The sequence below is a fragment of the Microbacterium marinum genome (assembly GCF_014204835.1).
GTDB lineage: Bacteria > Actinomycetota > Actinomycetes > Actinomycetales > Microbacteriaceae > Microbacterium > Microbacterium marinum.
Map to the genome: position 1 here is coordinate 2,354,621 of NZ_JACHMD010000001.1, position 17,969 is coordinate 2,372,589.

A 17,969-nucleotide genomic window follows, 5' to 3' on the forward strand; every position below is an offset into this window, starting at 1 on the left:
TACCCCGCGAGGTGATGCGGTCAGCCGAGGCACTGCGGCCCGAGGAGGCCCTTCAGTTCGCCGTAGAGGTCGACCGTGACGTCGACCTGCGCGGGCACTTCGAAGACCTTCGCAACGCCGCCCCGGTGAAGCTTCAGCGTGACTTCCGTCGATCCCGGATGCCGGTTCAGAACAGCCGCGAGACCGGCGATCGTCGTCTCCGTCGCTCGATGCTCGGGCACCATCAGCACCAGGGGCCCGGACGCATCCACATTTCCGAGGTCGGGTGCGAAGGCGGACTGACCGTGGAGATTCCGACCGTCATCGCGCTGGGAGACCCGGCCGCGGACGACGAGGATCGCGTCGGCCTGGAGCATCGACTGGAACTCGGTATACGTCTTCCCCATGAACATGACCGTGACTTCGCCGTCGAAGTCCTCGACGGTGATCATGCCGTAGGGGTTGCCGCTCTGCTTCGCCACGCGATGCTGCACGCTCGTGACGAGCCCCGCGACGGTCACGATGTCGCCGTCGCCGATGTCTTCCGAGGCGAGAAGGTCGTGGATGGAGGTCGACGCGTGCTTGGCCAGCGGGATCTCGAGACCCGCGAGGGGGTGGTCCGACACGTAGAGGCCGAGCATCTCTCGCTCGAAGGCGAGCTTGTCCTTCTTCGTCCACTCCGGGCGCTCCGGCACGCGGGCGACCTGCTGCGGCTCGTCGTCGCCCCAGAGGCTGTCGAAGTCGAAGCCGACCTCGCCGTTCGCCTCGCGCCGCTTGTCGAGGACGGCCTGTTCGGTGGCATCCTCGTGGATCTCCATGAGGGCACGGCGGGTCGAGCCGAGCGAATCGAACGCGCCGGCTTTGATGAGCGACTCGACCGTGCGCTTGTTGGCGACGTGCGCGGGGACCTTCGACAGGAAGTCGTGGAAGCTCGAGTACTTCTCGGCCTCACGGGCCGCGACGATCCCGTCGACGACGTTCGCGCCGACGTTGCGGACGGCGCCCAGACCGAAGCGGATGTCTTCGCCGACGGCCGCGAAGAAGCGGATCGACTCCCCCACGTCGGGAGGCAGCACCTTGATGCCCATGCGACGGCACTCGTTGAGGTAGACGGCCATCTTGTCTTTGGAGTCGCCGACGCTCGTGAGCAGCGCCGCCATGTACTCGGCCGGGTAGTGGGCCTTGAGGTAGGCCGTCCAGTACGAGACGAGTCCGTAGGCGGCGGAGTGCGCTTTGTTGAACGCGTAGTCCGAGAACGGCAGCAGGATGTCCCAGAGCGCGGTGATCGCGCCCTCGCCGAACCCGCGTTCCTTCATGCCCCCGGAGAAGCCCTCGTACTGTTTGTCGAGCTCGGACTTCTTCTTCTTGCCCATGGCGCGCCGGAGGATGTCGGCCTGTCCGAGCGAGAACCCGGCGACCTTCTGGGCGATCGCCATGACCTGCTCCTGATAGATGATCAGGCCGTAGGTCGTGTCGAGGATGTCCTTCAGCGGTTCCTCGAGCTCAGGGTGGATCGGGGTGATCGGTTGAAGCCCGTTTTTGCGGAGCGCGTAGTTCGTGTGGGAGTTCGCGCCCATGGGGCCCGGGCGGTACAGGGCGATGACGGCCGAGATGTCCTCGAAGTTGTCAGGCTTCATCAACCGCAGGAGGGAGCGCATCGGGCCGCCGTCGAGCTGGAACACACCGAGGGTGTCGCCGCGCGTCAGCAGATCGTAGGCCGGTCTGTCATCGAGCGCGAGGTGCTCGAGGTCGAGTTCCTCACCGCGGTTGGTACGGATGTTGTCGAGGGCGTCGGAGATGATGGTGAGGTTTCGCAGCCCCAGGAAGTCCATCTTGATGAGCCCGAGCGTCTCGCACGACGGGTAGTCGAACTGCGTGACGATCTGACCGTCCTGCTCGCGACGCATGATCGGGATGATGTCGAGCAGCGGCTCGGACGACATGATGACGCCCGCCGCATGCACACCCCACTGGCGCTTGAGCCCTTCGAGGCCCCGCGCGCGCTCGAACACGGTCTTGGCTTCGGGGTCGGTGTCGATGAGGGCACGGAACTCGCTCGCCTCTTTGTACCGCTTGTGCTCGGGGTCGAACATGCCGCCGAGCTCCATGTCCTTGCCCATGACGGGCGGGGGCATGGCCTTGGTGAGCCGCTCCCCCATGCTGAACGGGAACCCGAGCACGCGGCCGGCGTCCTTCAGCGCCTGCTTCGACTTGATCGTGCCGTAGGTGACGATCTGGGCGACGCGCTCAGAGCCGTACTTCTCGGTGACGTAGTCGATGACCTCACCACGGCGCCGGTCGTCGAAGTCGACGTCGAAGTCGGGCATCGAGACGCGGTCGGGGTTGAGGAAGCGTTCGAAGATGAGCCCGTGCTCGAGCGGGTCGAGGTCGGTGATCTTCATCGCGTAGGCGACCATCGAACCGGCACCGGAGCCTCGGCCGGGGCCGACGCGGATGCCGTGGTCCTTGGCCCAGTTGATGAAGTCGGCCACCACGAGGAAGTACCCGGGGAACCCCATCTGGAGGATGATCCCGGTCTCGTACTCGGCCTGCTTGCGCACCTTGTCGGGGATGCCACCGGGATACCGGTAGTGGAGGCCGGCCTCGACCTCCTTGATGAGCCAGCTGTCCTCGGTCTCGCCGTCGGGCACGGGGAATCGCGGCATGTAGTTGGCGGAGGTGTTGAACTCGACCTCGCACCGCTCGGCGATGAGGAGGGTGTTGTCACAGGCCTCGGGGTGATCGCGGAACAGCTGCCGCATCTCCTGTGCCGTCTTGATGTAGTAGCCGTCGCCGTCGAACTTGAAGCGGTTGGGATCGTCCAGCGTCGACCCGGACTGCACACACAGGAGCGCTTCGTGCGCGTCGGCTTCGTGCTGATGCGTGTAGTGCGAGTCGTTCGTGGCGACCAGGGGGATCTGAAGATCCTTCGCGAGGCGGATGAGATCGCTCATCACCCGGCGCTCGATGGGCAGCCCGTGGTCCATGATCTCGGCGAAGTAGTTCTCCTTGCCGAAGATGTCCTGGAACTCCGCGGCCGCCGCACGCGCCGCCTCGTACTGGCCGAGCCGGAGTCGGGTCTGCACCTCACCCGAGGGGCATCCGGTCGTCGCGATAAGTCCCTTCCCGTAGGTCTGGAGCAGCTCTCGGTCCATGCGGGGCTTGAAGTAGTAACCCTCCATGCTCGAGCGCGAACTCAGCCGGAACAGGTTGTGCATGCCCTCGGTGGTCTGGCTCCACATGGTCATGTGGGTGTAGGCGCCCGAACCCGAGACGTCGTCGCTCTTCTGGTCGGGCGAACCCCACTGCACGCGCGACTTGTCGCTGCGGTGAGTACCGGGCGTCACGTAGGCCTCGAGCCCGATGATCGGCTTCACCCCGGCGTTCCGGGCGGCGTTGTAGAACTCGAACGCCGCGAACGTGTTCCCGTGATCGGTGACGGCGATCGCCGGCATCCCATAATCGGCCGCCGCCTGCGTCATGGCGTTGATCTTGGCCGCACCGTCGAGCATCGAGTACTCGCTGTGCACGTGCAGATGGACGAAGGAATCGGATGCCACCTCTCGAGTCTACGAAGGGGTCGGACATCGCCGACCCGGATCGCCGTAGGTCGGACCAGGTCGCCTCAGGTTCACCCTCAGGGTGAGCATCGATGGGGAACCTAGGCTGGGTCCATGGCCACTCCCAATTTCGTCCTCACCCTGCGCGAGAAGATCGGCACGGATCCCCTGCCCCTGGTCGGTGTGACGGCGATCGTCTTCAAGGACGAGAAGGTTCTGATCGGCCGTCGAGCCGACAACGGCGCATGGCAGCCCGTCTCCGGCATCATCGACCCCGGTGAGGAACCCGCCGATGCGGCCGTCCGGGAATGCCGCGAGGAGGCAGGCATCGAGGTGCGCGTCACGCGGCTCGCCCACGTGCAGCAGGTCCCGCGCGTCGTGTACGCGAACGGCGACCAGGTCGACTACCTCGACCTCGTATTCCGCTGCGACTGGGTGGCGGGCGAACCCCACCCCGCCGACGGCGAATTGACCGAGGTCGGGTGGTACGGCCTCGGCGAGCTGGTGGAGGTCGACCAGACCCACGTGCGGAAGATCGCCCTCGCCATCGCGGAAGACGATCCCGCGTCCTTCCACGGCGGCCGGTGACCGCCACGCGGCTCAGTCGCCGCGGAGGATGCCGAGCGCGTGCGCGAGGTCAGGAGCGTACTCGGACGTGAAGGTCACCCACTCGCCGCTCGCGGGGTGCGCGAAGGACAGCTCCCGGGCGTGGAGCCACTGACGGCTGAGCCCGAGACGCGCAGCTTGCGTGGGATCGGCCCCGTAGAGCGGATCTCCAACGCACGGGTGCCGGTGGGCTGCCATGTGCACGCGGATCTGGTGGGTTCGCCCCGTCTCGAGATGCACCTCGAGCAGTGAGGCGCCCGGGAACGCCTCAATCGTCTCGTAGTGCGTCACCGAGTCCTTCCCCGACGGCGTGACCGCGAACTTCCACGAGTGGTTCGGGTGCCGGCCGATCGGTGCGTCGATCGTGCCTGAGAGCGGATCGGGATGGCCCTGGACCACGGTGTGGTAGATCTTGTCGACCTCGCGCTCCTTGAACGCGCGCTTCAGGGCGACGTAGGCGCGCTCGGTCTTCGCCACCGCCATGAGGCCGCTGGTGCCCACGTCGAGGCGATGCACCACACCCTGACGCTCGGCCGCCCCGGAGGTGGCGATGCGGAAGCCGGCCGCCGCCAGAGCGCCGACGACGGTGGGTCCTTCCCAACCGAGGGACGGATGCGCGGCCACGCCCGCCGGCTTGTCGACCACGACGATCTCGTCGTCGTCGTGGACGATCCCGAGGTCGGGGACGGCGATCGGAACGATCTCCGGTCCGCGGCGGTCTTCCCATTCCACGCTGAGCCATCCGCCCGCGACGAGTTTGTCGGACTTGCCGAGGACGCGGCCGTCCTGAGCCACCCCACCGCTTTCGGCGACCTCGGCGGCGAAGGTCCGTGAGAAGCCGAGGAGCTTGGCGAGAGCGGCATCCACCCGGACGCCGTCCAAGCCGTCGGGGACGGGAAGGCTGCGCGACTCCATGTCAGGGAGCCGAATCCGGGTCGGCGGTCGCCGCCGGCGCCTGCTCGGTGTCGTCCTTCTCCCGAGATCCATCGAATCGGATGCCGAGCAGGACGAGAAGCGCGACGCTGATCATCATCGTGACGATGAACATGTCGGCGACGTTGTAGATCGCCGACGGGAAACCGAGCCACAGCCACGGCGTGTGGATGAAGTCCACGACGTGACCGGTCAGGAACCCCGGCGGACGCAGCAACCGGTCGGTGAGGTTGCCCAGGATGCCGCCGAGCAGCAGTCCGAGGACGATCGACCACGACCGCGTGCGGACCCGGCTGACCGCGAGGAAGACGATCACGAGAGCGGCGGCCATGAGGACGAGGGTGAAGACCCACGTGACTCCCTCGCCGAGGGAGAAGGCGGCACCGGGGTTGAACGTCAGGAACAGCTGGAGGGCGTCGCCGAGCACCGGGACCGCCTGCTTCTCGGGCAGGTTCTCCAGCGCAAGGTACTTGGTGAACTGATCAGCGGCCAGCACCAGCACCGCGAGGATCGCGATGGTGGTGCCGGCCGCTGCAGCGTGCAGAGTCGTCCGGCGAGCGGACGTACGGCTCGACAAGGTGCGAGGCGTCAGGAAGCCGAGATCGGCGTTGCGCCGGAGGTGCCGGCCACGTCGAGGTCGCGCAGCTTCTCCTCGATGAAGCCGCGCAGCTGGACGCGGTAGTCACGCTCGAACTGACGCAGCTCGCTGATGCGAGCTTCGAGGGTTCCGCGCTCGCTCTCGAGGCGGGTCATCTCGTCGCGGGCCTTGGTGCGCGCGTCGTTGAGAATGGTGTCGGCCTCGGTCTGCGCCTCGGAGATGAGCTTCTCCTTCTGCGCCTTACCCTCGGCGACGTGCTCGTCGTGGAGGCGCTGAGCGAGCTCGATGATGCCGGCGGACGCGGCAGCGGGCGCTGCGGACGTGGGAGCCTCGGCGGCGGGCTCCGCGGCGGGAACCTCGCTGACGACCGGTTCCGGTTCCGGCTCGGCGGCGGGCGTGGGAGCCTCGGCCGGGGTCTCACCGGACTCGTACGCGGCGAGCTTCGCCTTGAGCTCCTCGTTCTCGGCGATGGTCTTGCGCCACTCGACGACGATCTCGTCGAGGAAGTCGTCGACCTCGTCCGGGTCGAAGCCCTCCTTGAAGCGGACGTGCTGGAACTGCTTCGTGACGACGTCTTCAGGAGTCAAAGGCATGTGTCTTTCCTCTTTCTGGGCTCTGGAGGCGGGCCGGTCAGTGACTGACCCGCGAGGCGCGAGCCGTACCCCGCCAGCATAGTCCGACGAGGTGACGGGTGCGACGACGGGTCAGAGGGCGCTGAGCGCCTGGGTGATCGACAGCAGCACGAAGCAGCTGAGCATGGTGAGCGGGAATCCGAGGTCGAGCGCGATCGGTCCGATCCGCAGCGGCGGAATGAACCGACGGAAGAATCTCAGGGGCGGGTCCGTCACCGTGAAGACGACTTCGGCGACCACGAGCATGCCGCCTCGGGGACGCCACTCCCGGTTGAACATCGGGATGTACTCGAGGATCAGACGTGCCAGGAGGAACAGCACATAGATCAGGACCAGCGTGTTGAGGATCCCGGCGATGAGGCCGATGATCGACACGACGTCAGTGCGTGAACGGGGTGGAGTCGGCGTCGCCCGAGGCGATGGCTCCCTCACCCGAGACCGCGACGTTCTCCGGCGACAGCAGGAAGACCTTGCTCGTCACACGCTCGATGCGGCCGTACAGGCCGAGCGACAGACCGCTGGCGAAGTCGATGAGACGGCGCGCGTCGGCATCGCTCATCTGCGAGAGGTTGATGATGATCGGGATGCCGTCGCGGAAGTTCTCGGCGATGGACTGAGCATCGCGGTACTGCTTCGGGTGGACGGTGACGATCTCGCTGATCGCGGACGGCGCGGGCTGGCGCACGACGGCGGGACGGTGGATCGGAGTCACCGGAGCGGTCTTGTTCTCCACCTGCTTCTCGCGGCGCGGAGCCTGCTCCTCGTAGACCTCTTCCTCATCGGCGAGGCCCAGGTACACCATGGTCTTCTTGAGCGGGTTCGACATCGCATCCTCCGTTTGCTCGTCTGTGTCGAGGCTAACCGTGTGTCGGCCTCGGGCCGGTGATTGCCGAGCCGATCCGCAGGTGTGTCGCGCCTGCGGCGATCGCCTCGACGAAGTCGCCGGTCATGCCGGCGGAGATCCAGGTGGCGTCGGGGTCCACGCCGCGCACAACGGCCGAGGATTCAGCCAGGCGGGCGAACGCCGATGCGGGCGCCTCATCGAGCGGAGCGACGCCCATGACGCCTCGGAGTCGCAGCGACGGGCACTGCGCGCGCACGTGCTGGGCGAGAGCCTCGACATCGACGGGTGCGACCCCGCCGCGGCCCGTGTCCGTCGTCAGGTTCACCTGCAGGAGCACGTCCAGCGGCTCGGCGTCGCCCTCGGGAGCCGCCGCGTGGAGGGCGTCGGCGAGGCGGACGCGGTCGACGGAATGGACGACGTCCGCCACCGCACGGATCGCCCGCGCCTTGTTCGTCTGAGCCTGGCCGATGAAGTGCCAGCGCAGGGGTCCGTCGCCGTAGGCCGCGCGCTTGGCCGTCGCCTCTTGCTGACGGTTCTCCCCCACGTCGGTCACGCCGAGGGCGGCGAGCTCCTCGACGAGATCCACCGGGTGGAACTTCGTGACGACGATCCGTGTCAGCTCCGACGAATCGCGGCCCGCCGCTCGAGCGGCATCCGAGATGCGCGCATCGATGTCGGCGAGCCGCGATCGAAGGTTCACGTGAGGTCGCGCCCGACTTACTTCAGGAAATCGGGGATGTCGAGGTCGTCGTCGCCGAACGCCGAGTCGTAGTCGTTGTTCGACACGGGCGCCGACACCGACACCGACTCCTTCGAGGACGCGGACTCCGCTGCCGCCAGATCGCGCGCGACCGTGTCGGCGGGAAGCGGAGGCAGGACGGGAGCGGACGCCGGCCGGGTCGCCGTGATGGGCTCGACCTTGGCCGAGGGCTCACCGCCGTCGAAGCCGGCCGCGATCACGGTGACCCGCACCTCGTCGCCGAGGGTGTCGTCGATCACCGTTCCGAAGATGATGTTGGCCTCGGGGTGCGCGGCCTCCTTGACCAGCTGCGCGGCATCGTTGATCTCGAAGATGCCCAGGTTCGATCCACCCTGGATCGACAGCAGCACGCCGTGCGCGCCCTCGATCGACGCCTCGAGCAGCGGCGACTCGACAGCGAGCTCCGCCGCCTTGATCGCGCGATCCGCGCCGCGAGCCGAGCCGATGCCCATCAGCGCCGATCCGGCGCCCTGCATGACGGACTTCACGTCGGCGAAGTCGAGGTTGATGAGACCCGGCGTCGTGATGAGGTCGGTGATGCCCTGCACACCGGCGAGGAGCACCTGGTCAGCCGTGGCGAACGCCTCGATCATCGAGATGCCGCGGTCGCTGATCTCGAGGAGCCGGTCGTTCGGGACGACGATGAGGGTGTCGACCTCTTCCTTCAGCTTGGAGACACCGGACTCCGCCTGCGTCTGGCGCCGGCGTCCCTCGAAGGAGAAGGGCTTCGTCACCACACCGATGGTGAGCGCGCCGATCGACTTCGCGATGCGCGCGACGACGGGGGCGCCACCGGTGCCGGTGCCACCACCCTCACCGGCGGTCACGAAGACCATGTCGGCGCCCGCAAGGGCCTCCTCGATCTCCTCGGCGTGGTCCTCCGCCGCACGGCGACCCACCTCGGGGTCGGCTCCGGCGCCGAGTCCACGCGTGAGCTCGCGGCCCACGTCGAGCTTGATGTCGGCGTCGCTCATCAGCAGCGCCTGCGCGTCGGTGTTGACCGCGATGAACTCCACGCCGCGAAGGCCGAGCTCGATCATGCGGTTGACGGCGTTGACACCGCCACCGCCCACGCCAACGACCTTGATCACTGCAAGGTAGTTCTGGTTCTGGCTCACGCCGGCCTCCGTATCGTCCCGAACCTCAAGTGCAAACCTTCAACCTCAACCAGAGGTTTAAAGAATTGCCGAGTATGCAATTCCTGATTCCGAAAGTAGGCGCGCGAGACAGCGGTGAGCGCAACACGCTGGGCGTGTCGTCAGATCGAGTCCGAAGTCAGCGGATGACGACCGCACCGGGCGACGAGATGTCGTACAGATCGACCTTCGACGGCGGGTTGGCGGCCATCGCTGCGCGCAGCACGACCGCCTTCTCGGCGGAGTCCTCCGCGCCGCCCCACAGCACGTCCGCACCCTCGATCGTGAGCGTCACGTCGTTCGGGGTGGTCGCCGAGACGGCGCGCACCTGCGTGCGCAGATCCTCCGGGAGCGCGCGGTAGACAGCCCCCACGGCGGCGAACGCGCGGGACCCGGCACCACCGGTCACCGTGAGAGCCGGGTACCCCTCCGGCGCGTCCTTCGTCGTCGCCAGCGCGACGCCGGCGGCATCCACCAGAGTGTGCCCTGCCTTCGACGACAGCGAGCCGATGGGCGTCCGCTCCACGATGCGCACGACCAGCTCCTGCGGCGGGCGCGCCTCGATCGTGTACGTCTCGACCAGGGGGAACGTCACGAGCGCCGCCTTGACGTCGCTCGAGTCGACGAGGGCCAGGGGCGTGCCCAGCTGCCCCGAGAGAGCGTTCTCGACCACCGCGGGGTCGAGCTTCTCGGCGCCGACGACGGTGATCGTCGACACGGCGAACACCGGGCTGTACGCGAGCGCAACCGCACCGACAGCGACGACGAGCACTGCGCCCACCGCCGCGAGCCAGGCGTTCCGCCGTCGCCGCTGGCGCGCCGTGAAGCGCCGGATCTCGCGGCGAAGCGCCCTCCTGCGCGCGCGGGCGGCGGCCCAGACGTCGCGAACGCCCAGCGGACGATCGGATGCCGCGTCGTCAGGCTCGGGATCCTCGCCGTCGAGCGGGTCGCTCTTCTCCGCCTGCCGCTCCCCCGCGATCAGCGGGAGCACCGGGGCGATCGGCCCCGACGCACCCGCATCGGCCGGAACCGCCTCCGTCGAGGCGTCGTCGTCGGGCGCGACCGGCGAGGGCGCCGGCGTCGACGGGCGACCGGCCGACGGAGTCGACGGCAGCGGAGACGGCCGTCGCATCCCTACCGCTCCGACCCGAGGGCCTCGAGCACCTGGGGAATGATGCGATAGACGTCGCCGCAGCCGAGGGTGATGACGTAGTCCCCTTCCTGGGCGACCGATGCCGTGTACTCGGCGGCATCCTGCCAATCGGCGACGAAGTGCACACGATCAGGGTCGGCGAACGCTCCACTGACCAGCTCACCGGTGACACCCGGCACCGGGTCCTCACGCGCGCCGTACACATCGAGGACGACCGTGTGGTCGGCGAGGGTCTCGAGCACCTCCGCGAACTCCCGGTACATCGCCTGCGTGCGCGAGTAGGTGTGCGGCTGGTGGAGCGCGATGATGCGGCCATCGCCCACCACGGTCCGCGCTGCGGAGAGGGCGGCGGCGACCTCGGTGGGGTGGTGCGCGTAGTCGTCGTACACGCTGACGCCGGAGCGGATGCCGTGCAGCTCGAAGCGGCGGACCGTGCCGCCGAACTCCTCGACCGCACGCACGGCCGGCTCGAGGTCGTATCCGAGGGTGATCAGGACGGCGACGGCGCCCGCGGCGTTGATCGCGTTATGCGCGCCCGGAACGGCGAGTCGGCCGGTGGCGGTGTCACCGGCGTAGTGGAGCGTGAAGGAGACCGGCCCGTCGGTCGCGATGTCCGAGACACGCAGGTCGGCGTCCTCCGCACGACCGAACGTCACCACCTGAGCGTGCGACAGCGCCGCCGTGACCTCGCGCGCACCCGGGTCGTCGGCGGAGATCACGACGGCCTCGGAGGCGGCATCCGCGAACCGGACGAAGCCGTCGTAGAAGGCCTCGCGCGACCCCCAGTGGTCGAGGTGGTCGGGGTCGACGTTCGTGATGAGGGCGACGGCGGTGTCGTAGAGCAGGAAGGACCCGTCGGACTCGTCCGCCTCGATGACGACGATGTCGTCGGAGCCGGTGCCGCTCGAGACGCCGAGGGCGGCGATGACTCCCCCGTTGACGAAGGTCGGGTCTGCGCCGGCCGCGCGCAGGGCCGTGACGATCATGCCGGTCGACGTCGTCTTGCCGTGGGCGCCCGCGACGCTCACCAGGCGACGGCCGCCGATCAGCCAGTGCAGAGCCTGCGAGCGGTGCAGCACGGGGATGCCGCGCTCCTTCGCCAGCAGGTACTCCGGGTTCTCGGGCCAGATCGCGCCGGTGAACACGATCGCATCGACGTCGTCGGGCAGATTCTCGGCGGCGTGGCCGACGTGCACCGTCGCGCCGCGCGCGGCGACAGCCTGCATGGCGGCACTGTCGGAGCGGTCCGATCCTGAGACGCGGATGCCGCGATCGAGGAACATCCCGGCGAGGCCGGACATGCCCGACCCGCCGATCCCGATGAAGTGGGCGGCGGTGATGTGCTCCGGAATCGGGAGCGTGAGATCGGGTCGAATCATGGCCCGTCAAGTCTAGATCGCGGGCCCTGGGCGGCGGCTGCGGCGCGCTGGACGCCTCAGCGCGCCAGCGCGCGATCGATCAGGGCCAGCACGTTCTCGCTCCCCGTGCGGGTGCCGACCTCGGATGCCGCCGCTCGCATGCGCGTGAGCGCGGCGGCATCCCGAAGCAGGGGCGCGATCTCGGTCCGGATCCGGTCTTCGGTGAACTCGCCGTCCGGGATCAGGAGGGCCGCGCCCGCCTGCACGGCGGAGGTCGCATTGAGCGCCTGCTCGCCGTTGCCGACGGCGTAGGGAACGTAGACCGCGGGGATGCCGAGGGCGCTGATCTCGCTCACCGTCGCGGCTCCCGAGCGCGAGACGATGGCGTCGGCGAGGGCGAAGGCGAGGTCCATGCGGTCGATGTAGGGCACGACGCGGTACGCCGGATCGCCGGGGTCGACTGCCTCGTTGCGCTCTCCCACCGCGTGAAGGATCTGCCATCCGGCATCCACCACCGACCGCCACCCGCCCGCGAACGCGCGATTGAGGCGCAGCGCACCGAGGGATCCGCCGAAGACCAGCAGCACCGGCCGGGCGGGGTCCAGGCCGAACGCGGCGGCGGCCTCGACGCGCAGTGCATCGCGGTCGAGGTTCACGATCTCGGGTCGCAGCGGCATCCCGACGACCTCGGCGCCGCGGAGGGGCGTCCCCTCGAAAGCGACTCCGGATGCCGCAGCGCGGCGTGCGCCCAGGATGTTGGCCAGCCCGGGCTTGGCGTTCGCCTCGTGGACGACGTACGGCACGCCCGTCCGGCGCGCCGCGACGTAGGCCGGCGCCGAGGCGTACCCACCGAAGCCGACGACGACGTCGACCGCGCGCTCGCGGATGTGAGAGCGCACCTGACCGATGGCGCGCGTGAACCGGGCCGGGAAGCGGAGGGCCGCACTGTTCGGCCGACGGGGGAAGGGGACCTTGTCGACGATCAGCAGTTCGTAGCCGCGCAGCGGGACGAGGCGGGCTTCGAGGCCTTCCTTCGTGCCGAGCACCAGCACCGTCGCCTCGGGCTCGCGCGCACGGATCGCATCGGCCACGGCGAGCAGGGGATTCACGTGGCCCGCGGTGCCACCGCCGGCCAGAAGGTACGTCGTCACCGGATCGAGCCTACCGGCGGGGCTCGGCGACGACCGGATGCGAACTCGGCAGAGTGCGTGCGAAGGCGAGGAGCACGCCGCACGCCATGAGGACCGACACGAGCGACGTGCCACCCTGCGACATGAACGGCAGGGGAACGCCGAGAACGGGGAAGACGCGGAGCACGACGCCGATGTTGATGAGCGCCTGACCGACGATCCAGACCGTGATGCCGCCGGCTGCGATGCGGATGAACGGGTCGTGCGTCTTGCGGATGACGTGGAACGCGCCGATGGCGAAGAGCGTGAACAGGGCGAGCACGACGACGCAGCCGATGAGGCCGAGCTCCTCCCCCACGATGGAGAAGATGTAGTCGTGCGCGGCCGCGGGCAGCCACGCGTACTTTTCGCGCGAATTTCCGAGCCCCAGGCCGAAGACTCCCCCGCTGGCGAGGCCCCAGATGCCGTGCAGCGGCTGGTAGCAGGTCGTCAGGTACTCGTCGATGCAGTTCGGGTTCAGGAAGCTCGTGATGCGCGCCATGCGGTTGGGGCTAGAGATGGCGAGGAAGGCCACGATCCCCGCGGCGACGACGGCGGGGATGACGAAGACGCGGAGCTTCACGCCGGAGAAGAACAGTGCTCCCAGCAGGATGAGCACGAGGATCATCGCGGTGCCGAGGTCGTGGCCGGCGACGACGGATCCGATGACGATTGCGGAGACGGGCACCACGGGGATGAAGACGTGCCGCCACAGCCCGAGGAGGGTGTGCTTGCGGTAGAGCACATATCCCAGCCACAGCGCGAAGGCGAGCTTCAGGAACTCGGACGGCTGGGCCTGGACACCGGCGATCGCGATCCAGTTGCGGTTGCCGTCGAACTCGTACCCCAGCGGGGTGAACACGAGCAGCTGCAGCCCCAGCGCGCCGATCAGCGCGATCCACGAGATGCGCTTCCAGAACTGCACGGGAAGTCGACTGAAGACGAGCATGAGCGGGATGCCGACGATCGCGAACATCGCCTGCTTCATCACCGTCTGGAACGGTCCGTCCTCGGCGCTGGCCGACGTGGCCATGGTCGCCGACAGCACCATGACGAGTCCGAAGACGGTCAGCAGGAGCGCTGTCGAGGTGATGAGGAGGAACTCGCTCGGGACCGGGGTGAAGACCCGTCCGAGGCTCACCCTCGCGGTGAAGCCGCGTCCCGGGTCAGCGGAGTCCGCCGGAAGGGGACGGTCGGTCGTCGAGGTCACCGGCATCCCTTCCGTGTCCGTCGCGGTCGATCCGCTCGTTCACTGCGACCGCGAACCGCCGGCCGCGGTCCGAGTACGACGCGAACTGGTCGAACGACGCCGCAGCCGGAGCGAGGAGGACCACGTCTCCGTCACGGGCGACGTCCGCCGCCAGCGCGACGACCTCGGTCATGACATCTTCAGTGTGAGCGTGATCGACCTCGAACAGCGGGACCGAGGGCGCGTGTCGCGCGAACGCCGCGCGGACCGCGTCTCGCTCGACGCCGATGACGATCGCCGCCTTCACCGCGGGCCCCCGCGCAGCGACGAGGTCGCCGATGTCGACGCCCTTGAGCTGTCCGCCGACGACCCAGATCGCGCCGGGATACGCGGTGAGGGAGGATGCCGCGGCGTGCGGGTTCGTCGCCTTCGAGTCATCGACCCAGGTGACACCGGCGGCGACGGCGACGACCTCGATGCGGTGCGGGTCGAGGCGGAAGCCCCGCAGCGCATCGCGGATCGCGGCGGGCGCGACGTCGAGAGAGCGGGCCAGCGCCGCGGCAGCCAGGATGTTCGCGACCACGTGCGGCGCCGTGAGACCGGCGGCCGCGAGTTCGTCGAGGGTGGTCAGCTCGAGGGCGTTCGTGCGACGCTCGTCGAGGAACGCCCGGTCGACGAGGATGTCGTCCACCAGGCCGAGGTCGCTCGGGCCGGGCACACCGAGGTCGAAGCCGATGGCGCGGCATCCGTCGACCACTTCGGCGTCTTCGACCATCGCCTGGGTCGCGAGGTCGCTCTTGTTGTAGACGCACGCGACACGCGTGTTGTCGTAGACCTGCGCCTTCGCATCGCGGTACGCGTCGAACGAGCCGTGCCACTCGAGGTGGTCCTCGGCGAGGTTGAGGCACACGCTCGCGTGCGGTGACAGGCGGTCGGGTCCGGACTGCAGTCCGAGGTACCAGAGCTGGTGGCTGGATACCTCGACGACCAGGACGTCGAAGCCTTCCGGGTCACGGACCGCGTCGAGAACGGGAACGCCGATGTTGCCGCAGGGCGCGGCGCGCAGGCCGCCGGCGACGAGCATGGTGGCGGTGAGCTGCGTCGTGGTCGTCTTGCCGTTGGTGCCGGTGATGAGCACCCAGTCGGCGGGGCTGCCGTCCGCGCGGAGCACTTTGTCGCGGACGCGCCACGCCAGCTCGATGTCGCCCCAGAGGGCGATGCCCTCGCTCTGCGCCCAGGCGACGACGGGGTGGTGCGGAGCGAAGCCGGGCGAGGCGATGACGACCTCGGGCGCGAAGTCGATGAGAGCCGCCGGCACCGTGTCGAGCGGGCCCTCGGCGAGGCCGACGCCGATCACGGGCAGAAGCCGCGCGTATTCCTCCGACGCGTTCTCGGTGACGACGAGAACCTCGGCGCCGAGTTCGGCCAGGGTGTCGGCCACGGAGAAGCCGGTGACGGAGAGACCGAGCACGGCTACCCGCAATCCCTTCCAGTCCGCGTGCCAGCTGGTGAGGGTGTCGAGCGGGGCGCTCACATCGCCGCCAGCCACGCGACGTAGAACATTCCGACGCCGAACACCGCGAGGATGCCGGCGATCACCCACATCCGCACGACGATCGTGATCTCGGGCCAGCCGCGCATCTCGAGGTGGTGGTGGAACGGACTCATCAGGAACAGGCGCTTCCCGCCCGTGGCCTTGAAGTAGTACCGCTGCAGGATCACGGATGCCGGAGCGATGATGAACACGCCGGCGATGATGACCGCGAGGATCTGCGTCCGGCTCAGGACGGCCATCGCGACGACGACGCCGCCGATCGCCATAGAGCCGACGTCGCCCATGAAGATCTTGGCCTTGGGGGCGTTCCACCACAGGAAGCCGACCAGCGCGCCGACGAAGGACGCGGCGATGATCGTCAGGCCCATCGGGTCCCGCGTGTCGTAGCACGCGTTCGTGTACTCGGCGACGAGAGCCGTCGAGTGGCAGCGCTGCTGCAGCTGCCAGAACGTCACGAGGCTGTAGGCCGAGACCGTGAAGATCCCGGCGCCCGTGGCGAGACCGTCGAGGCCGTCGGTGAGGTTCGTCGCGTTCGACCAGGCGACCGCCTGGAAGGAGATCCAGGCGAGATAGAGGATCCATCCGGCGACGGCGCCGAGCGCCATGAACGAGAGCGTGGGGATGTCGCGGAAGAAGGAGATGTACGCCGAACCGGGCGTCTCACCGTATGCGTTCGGGAAGTTCAGCGCCATGATCCCGAACGGCACGGCGACGGCGACCTGGCCCACGATCTTGCGCCAGCCCGACAGACCCAGGCTGCGCTGCTGGCGCACCTTCATGTAGTCGTCGATGAAGCCGATGGCGCCGAGGCCGACCATCATCCACAGGACCAGCAGCGCCGAGACGGTCGGCGGGGTGCCACCGAAGACGGTGCCGGCGAAGAAGCCGACCACCGTGCCGAGGATGAAGACGATGCCGCCCATCGTCGGGGTGCCCCGCTTCGTGTGGTGGCTCGGGTTGTGCGCGTCTTCGGGGGTGCGGATGACCTGCCCCCAGCCGATCCGCTGGAACAAGCGGATGAACAGTGGGGTCAGGAACAGGGTGAACGCCAACGAGATCGTCGCAGCGGCAAGCAGAGATCTCACGAGAACGATTCTCCCAGACGATCGCCGAGGAACCGGAGCCCGGCCGAGTTGGACGACTTCACCAGCACACGATCGCCGTCGCGCAGTTCCCCCCGCAGGTAGTCGAACGCCTCGTCGGCGGTCTCGAAGAACACCGCTTCGCCGTCCCACGAGCCTTCGCTGATCGCGGCGAGGTAGAGCCGGCGCGCGGCGGAGCCGATCACGACGATGCGCTCGTAGCGCAGGCGCACGGCTTGGAGTCCGACGCGGTCGTGCTCCTCCCCTGCCTGCTCGCCGAGCTCGCTCATCGCACCGAGCACGGCGACCTTGCGCTGGCCGGGCTCGGTGATCTGCGCGACCGTGCGCAGCGCGGCGGACATCGAGTCGGGGCTCGCGTTGTAGGCGTCGTTGATGATCCGCACGCGGTCGCTGCCGAGCGGCTGCATGCGCCACCGCTCCGCGATCTCGACGGTCTCGAGGCGAGCGACGGCGTCCGCGGTGGACACGCCCAGCACACCGGCGATGGTCACGGCCGCGAGGGCGTTCATGACGTGATGCTCACCGAGCACGCGAAGACGCAGCGGGAAGCGCTCGCCTCCGACGACGATCGTGCAGACGGTTCCGGATGCCGTCACCTCGACGTCTTCCGCGCGGACGTCGGCGTCGGGACCACGGCCGAACCACCGCACCGCGACGCCCCGCTCGGCAGCGACGGCGGCCATCGCGGCGACGCGGGGGTCGTCGGCGTTCAAGACGGCCACGCCGCCGGGTCGCACGGCCTGAACGAGTTCGGTCTTCGCCTTCTGCGTGGCATCCACCCCGCCGAAGCCGCCGGCGTGCGCCAGGCCGACCATCAGCACCGCGCCGATGTCGGGGGTGATCAGGGCGGCCAGTTCCGCGATGCGACCGGGTCGCGAGGCACCCAGTTCGCTGACGAGGAACCGCGTGTCGGCCGCGACGCGCAGCATCGTCACCGGGGCGCCGACCTCGTTGTTGAACGAGGCGCGTGGGGCGACCGTCGGGCCCTCGTCCTGCAGGATGCGCGCCAGGAGGTTCTTGGTGGTCGTCTTGCCGTTCGAGCCGGTGATGCCGACGACCTGGAGCTGACCCGACGCGCGCACCCGAGCGACGACCTCCTGGGCGAGACGCGCGAGGGCGGCGACGGCGTCGGCGACGACGATCTGCGAGATCGGCGCGTCGACCACGCGCTCGACGATCGCGAGTGCCGCGCCGGCCTCTGCGGCCGCGCCGACGAACAGGTGCCCGTCCGTGACGTCGCCGGGCTTGGCGACGAACACGGAGCCGGGCCCCATCTCTCGCGAGTCGGTGTCCACGACGCCTTCGACGGGCGATTCCTCGTGGTCGGTGGCGGACAGGTGGAGGGTGCCGCCGACGGCACGGGTCACCTCGGCGAGCGTCATCCGGATCATGCT

Annotated in this window: 16 protein-coding genes; 1 reads left to right on the forward strand and 15 read right to left on the reverse strand. The window is 68.8% G+C overall.

Annotation, left to right across the window (positions count from 1 at the left end):
• Nucleotides 1-20: 20 nt before the first annotated feature.
• Nucleotides 21-3,491 (reverse strand): DNA polymerase III subunit alpha, encoded by a 3,471-nt coding sequence (dnaE, locus tag BKA24_RS11610; RefSeq protein WP_221417677.1) that lies wholly within the window; start codon nt 3,489-3,491, stop codon nt 21-23.
• Nucleotides 3,492-3,653: 162 nt separating this feature from the next.
• Between dnaE and BKA24_RS11615 the strand changes: the two genes are divergently transcribed.
• Nucleotides 3,654-4,127 (forward strand): NUDIX hydrolase, encoded by a 474-nt coding sequence (locus BKA24_RS11615; protein WP_184218264.1) that lies wholly within the window; start codon nt 3,654-3,656, stop codon nt 4,125-4,127.
• 12 nt (nt 4,128-4,139) lie between these two features.
• Here the strand turns inward: BKA24_RS11615 and BKA24_RS11620 are convergent, their stop codons facing one another.
• The 14 genes from BKA24_RS11620 to BKA24_RS11685 all read right to left on the reverse strand — a co-directional run bounded on the left by BKA24_RS11620 (nt 4,140) and on the right by BKA24_RS11685 (nt 17,966).
• Nucleotides 4,140-5,060, reverse strand: a complete 921-nt coding sequence (locus tag BKA24_RS11620; protein ID WP_184218267.1) for an RluA family pseudouridine synthase — start codon at nt 5,058-5,060, stop codon at nt 4,140-4,142.
• Nucleotide 5,061: 1 nt separating this feature from the next.
• The gene (lspA, locus tag BKA24_RS11625) at nt 5,062-5,655 is read right to left on the reverse strand and encodes a signal peptidase II (protein ID WP_184218270.1); all 594 of its coding nucleotides are present in this window, start codon (nt 5,653-5,655) and stop codon (nt 5,062-5,064) included.
• A gap of 11 nt (nt 5,656-5,666) precedes the next feature.
• Nucleotides 5,667-6,269 carry a DivIVA domain-containing protein gene (locus tag BKA24_RS11630; protein WP_184218273.1) on the reverse strand — a complete coding sequence of 201 codons (603 nt, stop codon included), beginning with the start codon at nt 6,267-6,269 and terminating at the stop codon, nt 5,667-5,669.
• 111 nt (nt 6,270-6,380) lie between these two features.
• Nucleotides 6,381-6,683 carry a YggT family protein gene (locus BKA24_RS11635; RefSeq protein ID WP_184218276.1) on the reverse strand — a complete coding sequence of 101 codons (303 nt, stop codon included), beginning with the start codon at nt 6,681-6,683 and terminating at the stop codon, nt 6,381-6,383.
• A gap of 4 nt (nt 6,684-6,687) precedes the next feature.
• Nucleotides 6,688-7,134, reverse strand: coding sequence for a cell division protein SepF (locus tag BKA24_RS11640; RefSeq protein WP_184218279.1), 447 nt, complete (start codon nt 7,132-7,134; stop codon nt 6,688-6,690).
• Nucleotides 7,135-7,165: 31 nt separating this feature from the next.
• Nucleotides 7,166-7,852: a YggS family pyridoxal phosphate-dependent enzyme gene (locus BKA24_RS11645; protein WP_184218282.1), complete on the reverse strand. Its 687-nt coding sequence runs from the start codon at nt 7,850-7,852 to the stop codon at nt 7,166-7,168.
• Between the two features lie 17 nt (nt 7,853-7,869).
• Nucleotides 7,870-9,030, reverse strand: a complete 1,161-nt coding sequence (gene ftsZ / locus BKA24_RS11650) for a cell division protein FtsZ (protein ID WP_184218284.1) — start codon at nt 9,028-9,030, stop codon at nt 7,870-7,872.
• Nucleotides 9,031-9,187: 157 nt separating this feature from the next.
• A complete protein-coding gene (locus BKA24_RS11655) occupies nt 9,188-10,180 on the reverse strand; it encodes an FtsQ-type POTRA domain-containing protein (RefSeq protein WP_184218287.1) in 993 nt (330 codons plus the stop codon).
• A gap of 2 nt (nt 10,181-10,182) precedes the next feature.
• Complete coding sequence (gene murC, locus BKA24_RS11660) at nt 10,183-11,580, reverse strand: UDP-N-acetylmuramate--L-alanine ligase (protein ID WP_184218290.1); 1,398 nt, start codon at nt 11,578-11,580, stop codon at nt 10,183-10,185.
• A gap of 56 nt (nt 11,581-11,636) precedes the next feature.
• Entirely contained in the window at nt 11,637-12,710 is a 1,074-nt protein-coding gene (locus BKA24_RS11665) for a glycosyltransferase (RefSeq protein ID WP_184218293.1), read from the reverse strand.
• A gap of 10 nt (nt 12,711-12,720) precedes the next feature.
• Nucleotides 12,721-13,938: a putative lipid II flippase FtsW gene (gene ftsW / locus BKA24_RS11670; protein WP_343066107.1), complete on the reverse strand. Its 1,218-nt coding sequence runs from the start codon at nt 13,936-13,938 to the stop codon at nt 12,721-12,723.
• Nucleotides 13,895-15,466, reverse strand: a complete 1,572-nt coding sequence (murD, locus tag BKA24_RS11675; RefSeq protein ID WP_425488713.1) for a UDP-N-acetylmuramoyl-L-alanine--D-glutamate ligase — start codon at nt 15,464-15,466, stop codon at nt 13,895-13,897. The genes ftsW and murD overlap by 44 nt, the downstream gene beginning before the upstream one ends.
• Nucleotides 15,448-16,557, reverse strand: coding sequence for a phospho-N-acetylmuramoyl-pentapeptide-transferase (gene mraY, locus BKA24_RS11680; RefSeq protein WP_184218299.1), 1,110 nt, complete (start codon nt 16,555-16,557; stop codon nt 15,448-15,450). The genes murD and mraY overlap by 19 nt, the downstream gene beginning before the upstream one ends.
• Nucleotides 16,554-17,966 carry a UDP-N-acetylmuramoyl-tripeptide--D-alanyl-D-alanine ligase gene (locus BKA24_RS11685; RefSeq protein ID WP_184218302.1) on the reverse strand — a complete coding sequence of 471 codons (1,413 nt, stop codon included), beginning with the start codon at nt 17,964-17,966 and terminating at the stop codon, nt 16,554-16,556. The genes mraY and BKA24_RS11685 overlap by 4 nt, the downstream gene beginning before the upstream one ends.
• Between the last annotated feature and the right edge of the window lie 3 nt (nt 17,967-17,969).

Coding starts and splice junctions, on each gene's coding strand:
- dnaE (WP_221417677.1), bottom strand. CDS start 3,491: ATGCTCGACGGTGCGGCCAAGATCAACGCCATGACGCAGGCGGCGGCC.
- BKA24_RS11615 (WP_184218264.1), top strand. CDS start 3,654: ATGGCCACTCCCAATTTCGTCCTCACCCTGCGCGAGAAGATCGGCACG.
- BKA24_RS11620 (WP_184218267.1), bottom strand. CDS start 5,060: ATGGAGTCGCGCAGCCTTCCCGTCCCCGACGGCTTGGACGGCGTCCGG.
- BKA24_RS11630 (WP_184218273.1), bottom strand. CDS start 6,269: ATGCCTTTGACTCCTGAAGACGTCGTCACGAAGCAGTTCCAGCACGTC.
- BKA24_RS11640 (WP_184218279.1), bottom strand. CDS start 7,134: ATGTCGAACCCGCTCAAGAAGACCATGGTGTACCTGGGCCTCGCCGAT.
- BKA24_RS11655 (WP_184218287.1), bottom strand. CDS start 10,180: ATGCGACGGCCGTCTCCGCTGCCGTCGACTCCGTCGGCCGGTCGCCCG.
- murC (WP_184218290.1), bottom strand. CDS start 11,580: ATGATTCGACCCGATCTCACGCTCCCGATTCCGGAGCACATCACCGCC.
- BKA24_RS11685 (WP_184218302.1), bottom strand. CDS start 17,966: ATGATCCGGATGACGCTCGCCGAGGTGACCCGTGCCGTCGGCGGCACC.